This is a genomic window from Methanoregula sp. (genome assembly GCF_041645475.1).
Taxonomy (GTDB): domain Archaea; phylum Halobacteriota; class Methanomicrobia; order Methanomicrobiales; family Methanospirillaceae; genus Methanoregula.
This window is the reverse complement of sequence record NZ_JBAZQA010000003.1, coordinates 299,203-315,680: the sequence shown is the minus strand read 5'-3', so window position 1 is coordinate 315,680 and position 16,478 is coordinate 299,203. Positions and strand designations below refer to the sequence as shown.

Sequence of the window (16,478 nt, the reverse complement as noted above, 5' to 3'; positions counted from 1 at the left end):
CTGCTCGGATCTCATTCTTTATTCGGCGGGCAATTTGCCGGTGTTTGACCATATTCGGCGCCCGCCGACTATTTAGATCTTACCGTTATCCATAGCCCAAGCTAAAAAAATTAGTGAAGTACTGGGATCGTAAGTATACTTCCGGTTTTCAACAAAACCCGGATAACTGGACATGATCAGCGTCTTTAAAGAAGGGTTATTGCCGACCAGATCAGATTGACCATCCGTCCCATAATAGGCAATATAATAATTCTCTCCCGGGAAAAAGTCGGTTGAAAAGACCAGGAAATAACCGGATGTCTCATTTGAGCTGTACTGCGTAACGCAAATTTCCCGGGCATGCAATCCGGCCACATAGGGATCGCCGGTCCGGGCAAGATTCTCGGTAAGATCAAGGGTTACCGGAGTAATTGTTCCCTGTTGCTGCAAAAAGGCAAATAGGTGCTTCCTATCCTCCTTGAACCCTGACCAGTCATTAAAATACCAGACTTCAGAGAAAAAGGATTTTCCGGTTTTTAAAGAGGTAAAACTCCGGAAGGCCCGGTATTTCGACACCGGGGGAAAGAAGGAGGGTTTTCTCTCATCAGAATACCCGGAGGTGATATAAAATCCCAGATCCACCGACTGGTTGCCATAAGGCCCGTCTGGTTCGGGCAGAAGATAATAGGCTCTGCCATCAGGAGGCGGGGGTGTTGCATGTGCGATCTGGACACAACAACTGAGTAACAATACTGTACATAATATTCCGCTCCAGTGAACATTATTCATTTTTCCCCATCCGTTGGTTAGCGACCATCAGGACGATGCACCCGGTCGCGATAATGGGAAAAACCGCCGGGACCGGTGCTGGCCGGGAGGGGAATGATGATGAAACACCCTTCGTAGAATTATCCGCAGGCAAATTTTTGGTGGTTACGGGAATTGCCATGGGTTGAATAATCGTTGCATTGCCCCAACGGTTGAAAAAGTAGAGGGTTCCTCCAGCATCTGCGCCGATATAGTTACCATCGGAAGACATTTCAACCCGGTGAAGGAAAATATTTTTTTCTTCGACAAAATACCCCCAGAGCTTCCGGCCTTCTGCATCAAACAATACGATCTGGTTTGGTGCAGCACGATCCGGAGAGAACGATGCTGCTACAACCAGTCCATCCCCGGATAGTGCAACATCGTTTACATATCCCGGGTATTCATAATACCAGAGGCGATTGCCTTCCTTATCGTAATAGTGAAGCCGGTACTGGGATGCACCGGCAAGATGCCGGCCATCGGCAGATATTGAAACAGCAGCCATACGGGATTCTGACGAGCGCTGCCATGTGATCTCTTTATCGCGGGTGAAATAATACACATGATCGTTGCTCACCGCTGCACCCGAGATACCCTCAAAAGAGAGGGAAATATCCGAAATCCACGAATTGACCGGATAACTCCAGAGTTGCGTTCCGTTCCGGGAGAAATACTGAATCGAATTGGTTCCGGAACCTGCAATCCCATTATCAGAAACGGACACCGTCCGATAATTACTGACAGGGAAACTTCCGATCATGCTGCCGGTCCGATCAAGGAGTTCAGCGGTATTCCCGAAGGTAACAAGAATGACTGCCCCGTCCGGCGATATCGATACACAGTCGATCCCGTGAGCCAGCTCTTTTTTCCAGAGAATTGTCCCGTTCCTGTCTGCAAGAAGAACTTCACCGGCGGAGTCAGCCCGGGTATACGCATCCCGCCGGATTCCGATTACACAGAGCGATCCATCGGCATTGACCGCGACCCTGGTTGACTTCCCGTAATCATAATAGGACCAGAGAGATGCACCATCGGGAGAAAACATCCTCGCTACGCCATTTTGTTCTGTCCCGAGTACCCCGGCATTCCCGCTTGAAGCGATCTCGAAATTCACGTTGTAGGTGTCGAAACGATCGGCCCAGAGCGGACCGGGTAGGGTATGATGAATTCCGGTCCGTGAAGGTTCCGCCGGATACATGAACGGGGCTGACCAGTAGAGGTAGTACTCAGCCACTCCGCCAACTTCCGGGATGATATCTACTGAGAAGGATTGTTCCCTACGATTATCAGGGTACCGGAACGAGATCGTTTCAGGATACTCCGGATGCCCGGGGATATCCCTTCCAGGAATCTCTATCGTGGCGAGGGATCCGGTGATAGTACCGCCGTACTCGCCGCCAATGTACACATTCACCCCGTCATCAGGCCAATAAATACGGTATGTCCTGACCGAATCGTTCGTCGAGGGTCCGGGTAACCGGGTCTGGATCACGCGGGGGAATACTTCAACATACACTCCCGATACCGGCGCTTCGGGCAGGGTATCCGAAAACACGGTCCTGTTACCGGATACAATGGAATACCGGTGGTAATGCCGGGACGATTCATTGATGGGGATACGGAGTGAATTGTTCTGAATCCTGCCCATAAACTCGCTAGCGAAAAAAACCTCTGAATCAGTGTTGCCCGGCCAGTGGATGACATAATAGCCCGCGGTCTGGCCCGGTTCCCGTATGGCAACTGCCGGGTTTCCATTGTCGGCAGGAAAAACAGCAGAAACCACACCGGAAAGCAACAGGGTCCAGACAAACAGCATCGGAATGACACGATATCGTGATATGATCAGCCACGTCTCCGTTTCAGCTCTTTTAGGAATACGATTACCACCATGCCGGCAAGGATTGCCGTGAACAGAATAAACAGCGGGACCATGCGCCCTGAATGGCCGCCATCAGTGACAGGATAGGATGTTGTAGTCCCGGCGATCACAAACCCCCCGTCGCTTGTTGCCAGGAGGGAGCGTGCACTTTCGCCGGACCAGCCGCCATAGGTCCTGTTCCAGAGTTCAGTGCCGGATGAGTCCAGGCGGACCAGCCAGATATCATTGCCCCTGTCACCGATCATGGCATACCCGCTGCCGGGAATCTCAACTGCCTGCTCCGATCCTTTCAGGGCAAGGGTTCCGAAATCATAGACCCGGTGCCAGAGGATCGTGCCGGCATTGTCAGTCTTCATAATCCACGGACCTGCAAGCGACTCCGCATTGATCGCATAACCGGTTACAAGGAACCCGCCATCGGAAGTAGCGAGGATCATCCTTGGCTGCACATGGGTACTCTCGGCAAGCGGTCGTGACCACACGGTTTTTCCATAGGTATCGAGCCGCAGGAGGGTCGCTGTGCTCGTGTAGGTATCAACCATGTCACCTTCCGTGGCGGACAGTACGGCGACATAGCCGCCATCAGGCGTCAGGGCAACTGCCGGAATACTATCCTGGCCTGGACCTCCGAACGTTTGTTTCCAGATTACCACCCCGTCCGATCCGGTTTTAACAATGATCGCATCCGGTGACCGGTGCTCCTTTGACTGGAAACTCCCGGAGACTACATACCCCCCATCCGGAGTCCGTAAGACATGTGCCCCGTCTCCGATCAGCAGATCAGGGACATCTTTCTCCCACAGTTTCGATCCGGTTTTATCTGTCCGGACAAGCCATATCTTAGCCGACTCCCAGCCGGTGGTATCATGCTTTCCCGCGAGGATAAATCCGCCATCCGGCAGCTGCTGCATGGAGCGGATCTCTGCAAGCCCGTCAGAACCGAGAACAACCCGCCCGGTTTTTAGTCCTGCGTCATCGAATACTGTCAGCACCGCATCGGAATGCATGCCATTATTGACAGTGGATCCTGCCACCACATACCCCCCGCCATCGCTTGTCCGGAGAGAGAACGGCTCCTGCATCCGGTTATCCCCAAAAGTTGTATTCCAGAGTTCTTTTCCCCGTGCATCGGTCCTGACAAGCCAGCCGCTTGGGTGGTATGGTTCACGATATGTCGTCATGGATGTTTCGGGCATCACGGTTTCTTTGACCATTATCATCCCATTCATGTGCCGGCCGGTCTCAGTGCCGTCAGCAGTCATCTCGAGAGACCAGACTCCCCGGGATTCCCCGGCCCCGGAGAGAACAAGCGATCCGTCGCTAAGCCGTGACAACCGCCAGCTTCCCGACAGGATTTCCGAATTGATCCCGGCCAAGGTCTTATCCCAGATTACAGTACCGGCACTATCCAGGTTCACGAGATGGATCTCCCACATGTCCGCTGTGGCAGCCTCACCGACAAGGAACCCGTTATCGGGCAAGAGGACGATCACCATCCCGCGCTCGATCCCTTTGCCGGCAATCTTCCGGTTCCAGATCTCGTTCCCTTCTGCATCCGTCTTCACGACCCAGAAGTCATCGATGGTCAGCCCCGGGGAGAAGGAAGACCCGGTAAAGACGATCTCATCCTGGCGGGTGACCACTACCGACCGGGCTTCATCACTCCCGCTCCCACCGTACGTCTTCTCCCACAGGGTATTTCCGGCAGAATCGGTCCTGACAAGGAGGGCTTCCTGAAGTTTCCCTGAGTTGGTATTCCTGACGCCGGCAATGACCAGTCCACCTTTGGGAGATTCTGCAACGGACTCTGCCGAGTCAAAAACTTCGCCTCCAAATGTCCGGTTCCAGAGTTCGGTTCCCTGTGAATCGATCCTGACCAGCCATGCACCCTGCCCCCGTGAGGTGAACGCATCGGAGGAGCCTGCGAGCGCAAATCCCCCGTCGCGCATCTCTATGCCAGCATTGAAGGAATCCGTGAGACCCTTTCCGAAGGTTTTATTCCATCGTTCCCTGCCATCCGCATCGGTCCGGATCACCCACGCCCCCTTTCCGAAAGATTCAGTCTGGCCGATTACCAGGAACCCGCCATCGGATACACCAGTTATGCGCCGGACTTCGTCATTTCTTTCCCCGCCAAAAGAGCGGTTCCAGATGAGGACATCGTTACTATCTCTTTTTTCCAGGCAAATGTCTCCCCGGTATGTAGGCCAGTCTGCCTGTTTTCCCACCTGGGTCTCGATAGTCCCTGCTAGAACATACCTATCATCCGCCGTTTTCACCATGTCGCGATAATTGATCCAAGGTTCTTCCGCCGCGAGGACCGGTCCGGTACAGAGGAAAAGCAGGATCATGACTACGATGAATCGCGGGTTTGGGAACCCCGGGGAGCTGCTCATGGTGCTTCACCTGCCATAGCCGGCGATGAGGGTGAATTATCGCGCGTGACTAGGAACTGCCTCACGGCAAATGCACCTGCGGCAATGATCATACCTCCTTCGGCAAAGGTCAGTATTGTCACCGAGTCTGCTGTAAGGCGTTCGCCCAGTTCGAATGAGACTGCAATCAGTGACAGGATGAGATCGGCGGCAACAGCACCTGCAAGAAGAATGACGGGTTGCCAGGTTTTCCCGATACCCGGGGCGAAATACAGGAACGGCACCAGGACGGCAAAGGCCATGATCGCCATCGTGAATAGGGAGAAATACAGGACCCTCTCCAGACCGGGGATTCCCATAAGTATCGAACCGATAAGGGAGAGCACGACCAGAGCGGCCGCGGATATTCCCATGGGAATCATTCTTCCGGGGATTCTCTTCAGTATCGTCATGAAAAAGACGGCAAGCCCGCCGATAGCTGCAGCCGGCAGGAGTACGAACAGGGATGTTACGACGGCGAGAAGGATCGACTGTTTACAGGGATGGCTGGCAACAAGGCTCTGGACATGCTGCAGGAACAGGATGGCACCGAACACCGCAGCAGCGATCACCATTGCCTCGACGAACTGGCTGAGCCCGGTGAAGAACTCGATATAGGGAATTCGGGATATATCCAGGTATGTTCCCATACGCGGCCCAAAGGCTATGAACATATTTTGCAGGTAGATACCAGTGACTGCGATCATGGCAGCAGCAAAGATTGCATGCCATTCCCGTTTCAGGGTGAGATGTTCGCGGATGAGCGGGAACGGCGTTATCGCACCCATCGCGAGGATGCATGCCTGGGGGATAACATGGATGATGGTGACGAACGAGCCCAGCAGGAGAGCGTCGTTTGCGCTCAGCGAGGTATACATGAATGACTGGAACGGGCGTTCTCCTGCAATGAAAACGAGCGCTATCGCCACCGGAAGAATTGCCTGCAGCCATCTCTGCGGGATCCTTCCGATAAGGTAGGAGAATAACGAAGCCAGGGCTGCAACCGGGAGTGCCATGACTCCCATCATTCCGGTAATAGCGAGGAATGCAATGATAATCATCGGGTCAAACAAGGGGGAATACATTACATCACCTTGAAAGGAATTTTTTTTACGGGGGGTCCTGCATTTCTGATCATTTCCAGTATCTCCTTACCCCCACATAACCAACTGAGAGGATGACAAGCCCGGCAATGCCATAGATCACTACGGTCACCCATCCCGGAAGCGGTGTCATCTTCATGACCGATACCGATCGTGGCGGAACAAATGCGGAAAGGTCCTGCGGGTCGGGGATTTTGGAAACCGTGAGGGACTGGTTGTCCAGTACCGATTTCTGGGATTCGGTCAGGCCCGAGAAAAAGTCAGGGCAGACCATTTCGAGATAGGTCCCGGCAGAAACATTCCGGTCCGCAAGACGGTTCGACACGGCGACCATGGATTCGTTCATGATGCACTGCCCGGTGTAATTCTTCAGGAATGCCACTTGGGGATCTTCCGGCACATCCCGGAAACCTGCTATGGCGATGGCAACGCTGCGCTGGCCATACTGCATATCTCCGTAAGACCGGTCATATTCACCCGGATCCGGGCTGCTGAGATTCGGTACCCGGGTCTTCATCCGGTAATATGCTTCTCTGGCTTCCTGCGGCCGCGAGGCAAGGTAACCGGGGTTAGTCATATCCAGGTATTCTCCGGCTGAGACTTCCTGCCCGGAGTGCTCCTGCATCCACCGGGTGACATTTGCTGCATGTCCGTCATGGGCAGGTTGGCCCGGGAGATCAGGAATGTCTAAAGACGTGGTCCCGGATCCATAAATCACCAGCGGGATTACCAGGAATCCGACGAGGAGTAATGGTACTGCTACAGAGAACACCAGGGTTGCCTTCCTCTCTGTCATCCGGCATACTCCTTGAGCGCAAACAGCACCCGGTTATCCGTGCTGAGTTCAGAAAGAACTTTTTCCCGGTCGGATTTTGGCGGCATATTCGCAGAATCGTACAGGATCGTGACCGCCCGCATGGGTCTCATGGGCACCCCCGCAGATATGAGCCGCCTGGCATTTGCCTCACGTGGATAACTGACGGAAACAGGGATCAGGATCGAGCCATTCTTCTTTTTCATACCCTGCACATACTCCCACATCGGGGTGACCGGTTCGACCGTCCAGACACTGCCGTCTTTACGGAGAAGAGCAAACGTGCTGTTGTAATCCGGTTACGGGACATCAAGGTAATAATCCCGTCCTGCCGAATCAGCTGACTGCACATCGAGGTTGTAGTTGCCTGGCAGGGAATGGTCCCGCACGATCTGCTCAATCTCCTTTTTGTCCAGCGAGGCATCGACAAGCATGGAACTGTACCAGTCTGACTGCGCATGCCAGGCTCGGGTCTGTGCATCGAGGGTGGGGCGGATTGCCGGTTCCGAAAGGGGGTTGTACAGTTCTCCCTGCCGCCGGTGTTGCAGATCCGATTTGAAGAGATAGGTGCCAAGCGCTATGATCTCCTTATCCGTCAGTGGCCGGCCCCCGGAGATTCCCTGTGACTGTGCAAATGCAAAAAATTCCCGGTCTTTTGCATCCTCCTTCTCCCACAGGTCCCCTGCGTCGAGAGCATCCTGCCGTGTTATGCGGGAAAACGCCGACAGGAACCGCTCCGGGTCTTTTGATAAGGATTCATTCTCAACCAGAACCTCAAAGCTCTGGGTATTGACCGCTACCCGGACCAGACGGGGATTGCGACTCCCTTCCGCAAGGACAAAATCCCACAGGCCGGGGTGTGCTCCGATAGCAGAGACCGGGCGATCATAGAGAATCCGGTAGCCCGGGTAATCCCGGTCGAGAACCTCTCTTGCGGCCCGGGAGGCATTTGGAATATCGTAATCGCTCCTCCCGGCTCCCCCTATGTTTGCTCCAAGCGCCCTGTTTGCCCCGACGACAATGCTCCCTGCCCCGTGACCCTCCCGTTCAACGGGAAAGAGGTACTGGACCGGCCTTCCGGCGATATCTTCGATCACGGTGTACGAGGTCATGTTCAGGCTCGCGTTCCTCCATGACGGCCAGCTGGAGAGTTCGGGCCGGTCCAGCTGGGTCCGCCAGAGACAGACCTGTGCGGAGGTCCGGGCAGTCTCAACCGGAACACGGGTGAGGGCGATATCGTCATCGGTAATCGCCTCTGTCAGGGAATGCTCCCCGGGACCGGGAATATTGGGCGGGGATTCCTTTGGCGGGAGGCCATAAAAGGCACGGATAATGCTCACATTTTTTTCTGACAGGGGAAGGCGGGGATCGATCCCCTGCGCCAGTATGTAATTGACAACAGGAGTGGCGTTTGCATCCTGCAACTCCCACTGTGCAACCAGAGCCGGCCATGTATCTTCAGGGATGGTATCGAGATACGACCGGGCATAGCCATGGCCTTTGTACCCTTCCGAGGGATGATCGGGAACGATCTCATGGGTGAAGGCATCCACAACGATCGTCTCGGTTGTGCCCGAACTCCTGTTCCGGATCATGACAACGGAGCACAGGTAGGAATTGCCACCATAGAGCGCCGGCGTATTTGACAGAACAGGGTAATCCGGGTACCGGGCCCGGACCACTGATTCCGCCTCCCGTGCAATTGCCGAATGGTTATACGGAGGAGGCGAAGGGTAGATCCGGAAGACATTATGCCCCAGGATCCGGTTTGCCGCGGTCCAGAAACAGCCCGTAACTGAGTCGCCGTTCCGCAGGTAAAATTCATAATACATCGGGCTGCCGTTGACATCCGCGAGGATAACCGGTTCCGGGTCAAGGTACGCGGAGGTCCAGTTGGGATCCGTGTCATAGGGACCTCCGATGGTAAAACCCCAGAACGTTGCAAGGGTTTCATTGTAAGCGGTGCTGACCGATACCGTATGGGGATGCGGAACATAGGCGGGAGGAGGGATTCCGGAGGGATCCGGCAGATGCCCGGCAGGAAGGTGGCCGGAGGAGCTGCTATTTCCGGAGGCTGCGCCGGTATCGGTGCATCCCGGGATGAGGAGGAATGCACAGAGCAGTAGCGATAACAACAGGATGGTATTCCGGGTTTTCATGAACTTCCCTCCATGGGATCAAACGTGAACAGGACGCTCCCGTAATACTCAATTGAGGTTTTGTTTCCTTTTTCCAGGATCATCGTACCACTCGGCACCTGAATAGTCCTGCCAATGGTTTTTTTCTGGATCGTATCTACCATGAACTCTGCTTCAAGCCCGTTGTACCGGATCAGCAGGGCCGGGAACACGCCACCGTCATCTGCATTGGCCCTGGCGCTTCTTTTCACTGCCATGCGGACGCCGGCAACCTCGCCACCGGCTTCAACCATTCTCCGTGCGGAAGAGTCCGTAAGGGCAATACGGGCGATCAGATCCGGGTTGCTGATCTCGTCCGGTGCAAAATTGAACGGGGTCGGCACGGTCAAATTTTTGCCGGGTGCCGTTGTCGGAATGACGCGGCTGGGATCTGGGACCGGTCCCGCGGAAACGGGAGGAGTAACGGTCTTGTTGGGCGCCGGCATAGTCGTGACCGGGGGGGAATCTGCCGGTACCACCCGCAGCGTGAACGGGACATAGTCGCTTCCCCCCGTTGGCGTCCGGAGAACGGCGCTAAAACAGTAATCCCCGGGCGGGACCGCGGGATCAACGGTGAACGCCATATCGGGAAGGTAACTGGCAAAACTCCGGCCGGTGAACTGATCCGGCGTGATCGCAGCATGGATTCCCTCAGGCCATACGGGTCGTTCATCCGGCCGGAGGGGCCCGTGATCAACAATGCACGGGCTCGTGACAAGTCCCAGCGTCACGTTTCCCGTATCGAGTTCGCTGTTCCGGATGGCAAACGGGAGATGGCCCTCCTCTCCCGGCCGGATAACGAGCACCTTCTGACAGTACCCGCCGCCACCCTGGTAAAAGTGATAGAGACCCATGCCGCTCATCAGCGACCCGTCATCCAGGGCAAGCCGGACCCAGTCATCCGTGATAGCATCCGGTACACCTTCTACGTCGGCATGGATATGGATCCAGAAATTTTCCTTAAGAACAGTTCCCGGTTTCACATGGGCGGTGACCGTTGAGAGGTAGGTATGGCCCGGCTCTGCAAGGAATTCGCCGGGTTCAACCAGGACCGTGATATTTTCTGGCATGGGTTCGGGCTCTGTTCTGTAGAGACCTGCAACCCGGGAGACCGTGTACCGGACGTTCCCCGGCTGCATTGCCCGGGCATAGAACGTATAATTGACTGAACGGCTGGGATCCGTTCTGAGGGTCCGGCCTCCGGCCTGGTAGTCGATAAGGGATACCCGGAGCCGGTCGCCGTTGAACCCCCCGACCGGCCGGGTCAGCAGCGCATCCGTGCAGTCCAGGCACCCCGGTTCAAGCGCCGGGGGAAGGTTGTTGGGATTGAAATTTTCCGCATCGGCGGGTCCGGAGCTGTACCCGCACGCGACAGCCGATCCTTCCGGATGGATGAGCATAAAGTAATCATCAGAAATGCCGGTGTTTGTCTCAATCCGGGAATACCGGATCCGGTTGTTCACGGTATCGGCCGGGTAATAGGTGATGATCTCCCATGCAAGGCCGGTTTCGGGATCGATCCAGGCCTGGACTTTTGAGCTGACATAGGTCGTATAGTTCATTGACCAGGGCTCCGTCCGAACCTCGATCTCGTAGACCGTGTGGCCGTCCTGTGTATCCGTCCCTTTGATCGTATACTTCCCGTCCCCCACGATCTGCCGGACCATTGCCTGGTAATCATGCTCGCGAATATTCCGGTTGTCGGGTTCTACCCGGACGGTTCTGGACCGGGAGTCGTACCATACGGCAGTTGTCTGGTTCCGGGTCTGGATACCGGGCGAAACCGAGGGGGATCCCGTGTATTCCATCCGGTACAGCCCGGGCGATTTCCAGTCAAACTGCACGGTCCCGTCAGTAGTTGAGATATATTCCGAGCGGTAGTCCCGGATCCCGCTGGCATGATCGAGGAATGTGCTTCCCATATCCACGGGCGTGATGCGGGTGTCCGGGCGGTTCATGCAGCAGGCACTTATGGATACCGCAATGAGGATGAGCAGGATTACAAAAACCCATGAATGACCGGCTCTCACCATTCATCCCCTCGTTGCATTGACGATGAGCGGGAACGGATCCTCGTCCGTCCCGGGCTTCACCCCGTAAAAGATCCAGACGGGCGTGCAGGTATAAGGGGAGAGCGATTGCACCGGGGCATCGGGAGTGTGCAGGTCCACAAAGTAGCCAAACTCCACCCGGGTTATGGTGCTGTCGAGGACGCAGCACTGAAGCTTTTCCAGGAGATCCTGCCGGTTGAGTTTCTCCAGCGCCTCTTCTGCCGGGATGACCGCGATCTCGCCGGAGGGTTCGAGCGTGCACCACTCTTTTACCAGATCCAAAATCTCGCCATCCTCCCCGAGCCGGACTTCGATGAGCGTGCCCATCACCGGCGAACCGTTCACCTGCTTGCGGAAGAGGACGCGGGTATACTGCGGGAACGTTTCCTCCGCCCTGCCGGTGGTAGCGTTGTAGTTCTTCCAGAAGACCTGCTGTGACCGTTCCAGCCCGGCATCCGCAGGGAGTCCCCCGTACGGTGCAAGGCCCCGGGCTGCAAGGGCAGGAGCATCTCGCCCGGAAGGGATTGACGCCTTCTTATCCTGGGTTTTTGGGGATCTGAACGTGAGTTTCTTTACGTCAGAGACTCGGTAAGAGGGGACAACCAGCGGCGATGCCGGCAGGGGGACTGCCAGGGTAACGGAATTGTTGTATGTCTGAAGAGGATCCGCTGCCGGTTCCGGAGACTGGGAAGAGACATGTCCGGGGATCCCCATCATGCCGGCGCCAAGGATCATGAACCCAGCAAGTAAGACGGCGATACTGAGGCCCGCTCCCACTTCAATCCATTCGCGTGCTTTCATGGGGTGTAATTCAGACTGGTTTTTGGATTTCTCTCTCGTTTTCTCTCATGCCCGCTGCCAGGCACCGGGACGGGGATAGTTCCGGCAGTTCAGGCTTGCGGACAACCCGGAACCGGGGAGATCATTTCCCGGACGGGTTCGGCGCATACATGGCGGGCACGCTGAAGAGCTGGGTTGCCGGGGCAGGTTCTCCCCCGCCGAGCGAGATCCTGTACTCAAAGGACTGCGTGTTCCTCGGCATCACCGCAAGCGTCCACTGGCCCGGTCTTCCCTGTGCCGAGTAGGTGAAGATGTACTGGCTCCCGCTCTCCTGGTACTTTCCCGGCTGGTTGCCATTCCCCAGGTACGGGTCGGTTCCCAGGTTTACCGAGCCCTTGATCACCTTCTCCACGAGAACGAGATTTGCTTTCCCGTCAGGCCCGGTTAAGGATGCGTCAAACGAGGGTTCCCGGCGGGGAATGTTCCGGGACACCCCGTCACCGGTCACCGGGCTCATCATGGGCATTGCGGACGTGAGTTCTATTCCAATTGGTTCTGTCCCGGTTACAGAAAACTTCTTTGAAAATCCGCCTTCCGGCTGCTTCCAGACAAGGAAATTGAGCTGGATCCGGTTCTCTTCCAACCGGATAGACGGGTCATCGATACCGAGATCAATGTTCCCGTTGTAATACCCGCTCGCGTTCTGCGGTACATTCACCCTGACGGTAACCGTACCGTTCCTGCCGGGCGGGATGGTTGCGGGCGCACTGATGGCAAAGGATTTAGCGGTCAGCGGAGGTTCCTGCGGCCCGTAGGGTCCGTACATCGGGTACCCGTCTTCGCCGACTTTCGCGTTCAGGGCAAGCGGGGTAGTCCCCTTGTTCTTCACATCGATCGAGTACGAATACTCGCTCCCGGCTTCCAGTTGGTCGGAGATATATGGCGTTGAGATCTGGATTACGGGCGTTGACGCAACATTGATCATGAGCGAGAGCGTGTGGAGGTAGTTCGGGAACGGCTGAGGATAGGGCGTTGGATAGGCTTCATCCGTGAACGTGAGCTGGGAGGAGTACATTCCCCGGAGGGTTCCGGCCGGCACGCTGACACGGACTGTAAATTTTGCGCTCTCCCCGGCCGGGATATCCGCGCTCTGCGGGGTTACCGACGTCCAGGAGTTCTCGGCAACAAACGGTCCGCTGTACGGCTGCATGCGGACCGTTGGCCGGACCTGAACGCTTTTTGTGTCCCGGTTCCTGAGGGTCACCGTCATCTCCTTTGTCTCGCCCGGTTCGACAACGAAGTTCATGTACGTTGGCTGGATTTCCAGTTTCGTGTAATTGCCGGCGGGCTCGCTCGCAGTTGCCACCGCAGAGGCCGGGGCCGGAACGGGCACCGGGCTTTCAGCCCGGACAACGGTCTCTGCACTGCCCAGGGGGACAGAGGACGAGATCTCATCAGCGGCGGAAACCGCCGGGGCGAGAAATGCGAGCACGACCGCGATTAAAATAATACCTTTTTGATATTGGATCATCGATTTCCTTCCTTTGATGAAGTAGCGTATTCAACCCCTTTTATAAATCATTTCTAGTTCATTCGTCTACACGTCCGGGACCCAAACGGCGTGTCCCGTCATGATGGCGTGAAAGAACAGCGAACGTTATGAGGGGGGAGCGCATGGCAAGACGGAAAATGCCCTCCACCGTCAGACGGTATTATCGCAAAAGGGAGGTTGCGTTTGCACGTGGCTCCAGGTCCGGGCGCCCAAACCTGCCTGCCCGCGGCATTATCAGATCAATATCATAAAAGTTATCGAATCATCCCGCCTACGCAGGATATGGATGACGATCATCTCGCACTCATCGTGACCTTGGTCTTTCTTTTTGCGGTGATGATCTGTTCGCCCTGGTCCGGCCTTTTCGACAGCGGCTACGTGGTCACGCCCGCAACGGATGAGGATATCCGGAATGCAACCCCGCTTGAGACCGTCCAGGTCTCGTTCTGGGAACTGCCACCCCGGATAATCTTCATCTCCCTGCTCCTCTCGGCCTGTCCGCTGCTGGTCTGCCCGGTGGAACTCTTCTTCTTCTTAAAACTGTTCACGTACCTGGGCTACCGGAAGATTGCCGCTGCAACGGTCCTGGATTCACCGGCACGGGCGCTCATATACGGGACGGTTGTAAAAAACCCGGGGGTCTTTTTCAACGAACTGGTCCGGATCACGGCAATGAAACCGACACCGGTCCGGTACCACCTCGCGATTCTGAACCTGGCCGGAAAGATTGCTGTGCTGGAAACCGGCGGGGACCGGCGCTATTTCGAGAATTCCGGGAGGTTTGGTGTACTGGAGCAGAAAGTGCTCATGAGCCTTCGGAATACAAAGGAGCGAACAATATTCCAGTGCCTGATGGAAAATCCCGCAATGACACGGAGAGATCTCATGGACCACCTGAAGATCTCCGGGGCAAGCGTCTCGTGGTACACGGGACGGTTATCCGATGACGGGCTCATTGTTGTTACAAAAGCGGGAAAGAACGCCCGGTACGAGATCCGCTCTGAGGTGTACGGCCTGCTTGAAAAATACTTAAAATGTCCTGCGGATGAACAGTAGTCCGGGGGCAGGGCTTCTGTCAACAGTCGGGATCCCCCCCAGGTCACGGCAACGGCATGAGACCCGGTACGCTCCGGCTCAGGGAAAGAGCAGGATAAGGATCACGCCAAGAACCATGATGCCGGCCCCGGAAAGCCGTCGGACCAGACCCGTTTCATGGAAGACGAGGGTACCGTACAGAACAATAAGGATGATGCTCATCCGTTTTATGGTAATGACATAGGGAGCTATCTGCTCCGTGTAAGCCGTATTGATGGTGATGGCTTCAAGGGTGATCAGGATCGCGATGAGGATGCCGGCCAGGGCTGCCTCCTTCAGGCGGAACGGGACCAGCAGGACCGACCGGGCCGCAGGGTTACCCGCTGTTACCTGTGAGATCTTCTGCCGGTTTCTGGCCCGACGGTAGAGCGCGATCGGGACAAACGCGAGACCGATCAGGAGCATGGTGATGCCGGCCCCGAAGACCGGGTCCGAGTTCTGCACCCCCATCTTGTCGAAGTTGATGGCCACGGCATAGAGGAAGGCGACCACGAGCATGGCAAGGACACCGGGGTGTCCGATCATGGCGCGGAACGGGTCGGTGATGCGGGTATGTTCTGCGGCGGTATTCAGGACATAGGATCCGGCAACGATTGTCACGATACCCGCGATCCCCAGCGCGGACGGGGCCTCGTGGAGGATGAGTGCCGCGGTCCCGACAAGGAAGATCGGGGTGAACGAGATCATCGGGATGGCAAGCGAGATGTCGGTTGAGGAAAGGGCGCGGAAGGTGAGGAGGGTTGCAAGAATATTGATAGCCGCGGTAATGCAGACCGCAGGAAAAAAGAGCGGGCCAAGGGGCGGGATTCCGTTTCCTACCGATATGCCAAGAAGGAGTGCGGCGGAACAGAGGAATCCCGATGCGGCAAGGATGTCGGGATCGATGGTCCGGAGAAACTTCTTGTTGACAATATAGTAACCTGCGTTCGTGCACGCACCGATTCCCGCAAGAAGTGCCCAGTACATAGCTGAAGATCACCTTTGGCGGGAGAGACGTTATTCGTTGCCGGGCGTTTTAAAAAACGTCTTACCTGGCCGGCTCAGTCTCCCTTCCTTTCACGTACTCCTGCCGGAGAACCGGGTCACGTGTACTTAAGAATTCCCACAACCTATATCAGCACACATCATGGCAGATGAGCTCGACAATGAGATGAACCTCTCGAAGGGGCGGCTTGAAGGACTTTCGGATGGCATCTTTGCCTTTGCAATGACCCTTCTTGTCATCACCCTGATTCCTATGGAGGTAAATGCAACTGCGGTATTCGGACCCGAAATTATCAACTCATTGCTCTCTGCATTCAGCCTGTGGATCCTGGGCTTCCTGGTTCTCGGGGCATTCTGGCTGGACCATCACGTCCAGTATCACCCGATCCAGAAAGTTGACAGGATCTTCATCTGGACAAATCTCATCCTGCTCATGTTCGTCACCCTGCTGCCCTTCTCGATCTCGTTTGCCGCTCGTTATGGGCAACCTATGCTGGGAAAGCAGATCTTCTATGCAAACATCCTTGCCATCGGCCTGTGCATGTCACTCCAGTGGGGGTATGCAACGGCCGGTCGTCGTCTGGTAAAACCCACGCTGAAGCGTGTGCAGATACAAAAAATAACCTATACCATTGCCATCATTCCGGTTGTGTCGCTCATCGCGCTCAGCTTTGCACTCGCCGGGATCTGGTGGGGCGGAGTATTCTTCTTAACCCTCCCATTCCTCAAACTGGGAGTTGGTTACATGAGTGCCGGATGGAAAGATACGGAAAACTAAAATCTGTACGTAAAAAAAACGAAAAAAGCGCCGGCTTTTTATTTTTTCCACGACGATCATAT

At 55.7% G+C, this 16,478-nt stretch carries 13 protein-coding genes; 2 read left to right on the top strand and 11 right to left on the bottom strand.

Annotation, left to right across the window (positions count from 1 at the left end):
- Positions 1–72: 72 nt before the first annotated feature.
- The 10 genes from WC598_RS04880 to WC598_RS04835 form a co-directional block, all read right to left on the bottom strand.
- Positions 73–555: a hypothetical protein gene (locus WC598_RS04880; protein WP_372960347.1), complete on the bottom strand. Its 483-nt coding sequence runs from the start codon at positions 553–555 to the stop codon at positions 73–75.
- Positions 556–760: 205 nt separating this feature from the next.
- Complete coding sequence (locus tag WC598_RS04875; RefSeq protein ID WP_372960346.1) at positions 761–2,605, bottom strand: WD40 repeat domain-containing protein; 1,845 nt, start codon at positions 2,603–2,605, stop codon at positions 761–763.
- Between the two features lie 26 nt (positions 2,606–2,631).
- Positions 2,632–5,064, bottom strand: coding sequence for a hypothetical protein (locus WC598_RS04870; protein ID WP_372960345.1), 2,433 nt, complete (start codon positions 5,062–5,064; stop codon positions 2,632–2,634).
- Positions 5,061–6,167 (bottom strand): hypothetical protein, encoded by a 1,107-nt coding sequence (locus WC598_RS04865; protein WP_372960344.1) that lies wholly within the window; start codon positions 6,165–6,167, stop codon positions 5,061–5,063. The genes WC598_RS04870 and WC598_RS04865 overlap by 4 nt, the downstream gene beginning before the upstream one ends.
- A 49-nt stretch (positions 6,168–6,216) precedes the next feature.
- Entirely contained in the window at positions 6,217–6,981 is a 765-nt protein-coding gene (locus WC598_RS04860) for a hypothetical protein (protein WP_372960343.1), read from the bottom strand.
- The gene (locus WC598_RS04855; protein WP_372960342.1) at positions 6,978–7,205 is read right to left on the bottom strand and encodes a hypothetical protein; all 228 of its coding nucleotides are present in this window, start codon (positions 7,203–7,205) and stop codon (positions 6,978–6,980) included. The genes WC598_RS04860 and WC598_RS04855 overlap by 4 nt, the downstream gene beginning before the upstream one ends.
- A 93-nt stretch (positions 7,206–7,298) precedes the next feature.
- Positions 7,299–9,158: a hypothetical protein gene (locus tag WC598_RS04850; protein ID WP_372960341.1), complete on the bottom strand. Its 1,860-nt coding sequence runs from the start codon at positions 9,156–9,158 to the stop codon at positions 7,299–7,301.
- Positions 9,155–11,209, bottom strand: a complete 2,055-nt coding sequence (locus WC598_RS04845) for an outer membrane lipoprotein carrier protein LolA (protein ID WP_372960340.1) — start codon at positions 11,207–11,209, stop codon at positions 9,155–9,157. Before WC598_RS04845 ends, WC598_RS04850 begins: the two co-directional genes overlap by 4 nt.
- Positions 11,210–12,028 carry a hypothetical protein gene (locus WC598_RS04840; RefSeq protein WP_372960339.1) on the bottom strand — a complete coding sequence of 273 codons (819 nt, stop codon included), beginning with the start codon at positions 12,026–12,028 and terminating at the stop codon, positions 11,210–11,212.
- Positions 12,029–12,149: 121 nt separating this feature from the next.
- The gene (locus tag WC598_RS04835; RefSeq protein ID WP_372960338.1) at positions 12,150–13,538 is read right to left on the bottom strand and encodes a hypothetical protein; all 1,389 of its coding nucleotides are present in this window, start codon (positions 13,536–13,538) and stop codon (positions 12,150–12,152) included.
- Positions 13,539–13,841: 303 nt separating this feature from the next.
- On the opposite strand from WC598_RS04835, the gene WC598_RS04830 reads away from it, so the two are divergent.
- Entirely contained in the window at positions 13,842–14,615 is a 774-nt protein-coding gene (locus WC598_RS04830) for a winged helix-turn-helix transcriptional regulator (RefSeq protein ID WP_372960337.1), read from the top strand.
- 78 nt (positions 14,616–14,693) lie between these two features.
- Here the strand turns inward: WC598_RS04830 and WC598_RS04825 are convergent, their stop codons facing one another.
- Positions 14,694–15,620: an EamA family transporter gene (locus WC598_RS04825; protein WP_372960336.1), complete on the bottom strand. Its 927-nt coding sequence runs from the start codon at positions 15,618–15,620 to the stop codon at positions 14,694–14,696.
- Positions 15,621–15,780: 160 nt separating this feature from the next.
- On the opposite strand from WC598_RS04825, the gene WC598_RS04820 reads away from it, so the two are divergent.
- Positions 15,781–16,416, top strand: a complete 636-nt coding sequence (locus WC598_RS04820; protein WP_372960335.1) for a TMEM175 family protein — start codon at positions 15,781–15,783, stop codon at positions 16,414–16,416.
- Positions 16,417–16,478 lie beyond the last annotated feature (62 nt).

Excerpts from the sequence above, each read along its gene's own strand:
- WC598_RS04875 (WP_372960346.1), bottom strand. The coding sequence starts at position 2,605 with ATGCTGTTTGTCTGGACCCTGTTGCTTTCCGGTGTGGTTTCTGCTGTT.
- WC598_RS04870 (WP_372960345.1), bottom strand. The coding sequence starts at position 5,064 with ATGAGCAGCTCCCCGGGGTTCCCAAACCCGCGATTCATCGTAGTCATG.
- WC598_RS04865 (WP_372960344.1), bottom strand. The coding sequence starts at position 6,167 with ATGTATTCCCCCTTGTTTGACCCGATGATTATCATTGCATTCCTCGCT.
- WC598_RS04860 (WP_372960343.1), bottom strand. The coding sequence starts at position 6,981 with ATGACAGAGAGGAAGGCAACCCTGGTGTTCTCTGTAGCAGTACCATTA.
- WC598_RS04855 (WP_372960342.1), bottom strand. The coding sequence starts at position 7,205 with ATGAAAAAGAAGAATGGCTCGATCCTGATCCCTGTTTCCGTCAGTTAT.
- WC598_RS04850 (WP_372960341.1), bottom strand. The coding sequence starts at position 9,158 with ATGAAAACCCGGAATACCATCCTGTTGTTATCGCTACTGCTCTGTGCA.
- WC598_RS04845 (WP_372960340.1), bottom strand. The coding sequence starts at position 11,209 with ATGGTGAGAGCCGGTCATTCATGGGTTTTTGTAATCCTGCTCATCCTC.
- WC598_RS04840 (WP_372960339.1), bottom strand. The coding sequence starts at position 12,028 with ATGAAAGCACGCGAATGGATTGAAGTGGGAGCGGGCCTCAGTATCGCC.
- WC598_RS04835 (WP_372960338.1), bottom strand. The coding sequence starts at position 13,538 with ATGATCCAATATCAAAAAGGTATTATTTTAATCGCGGTCGTGCTCGCA.
- WC598_RS04830 (WP_372960337.1), top strand. The coding sequence starts at position 13,842 with ATGGATGACGATCATCTCGCACTCATCGTGACCTTGGTCTTTCTTTTT.
- WC598_RS04825 (WP_372960336.1), bottom strand. The coding sequence starts at position 15,620 with ATGTACTGGGCACTTCTTGCGGGAATCGGTGCGTGCACGAACGCAGGT.
- WC598_RS04820 (WP_372960335.1), top strand. The coding sequence starts at position 15,781 with ATGGCAGATGAGCTCGACAATGAGATGAACCTCTCGAAGGGGCGGCTT.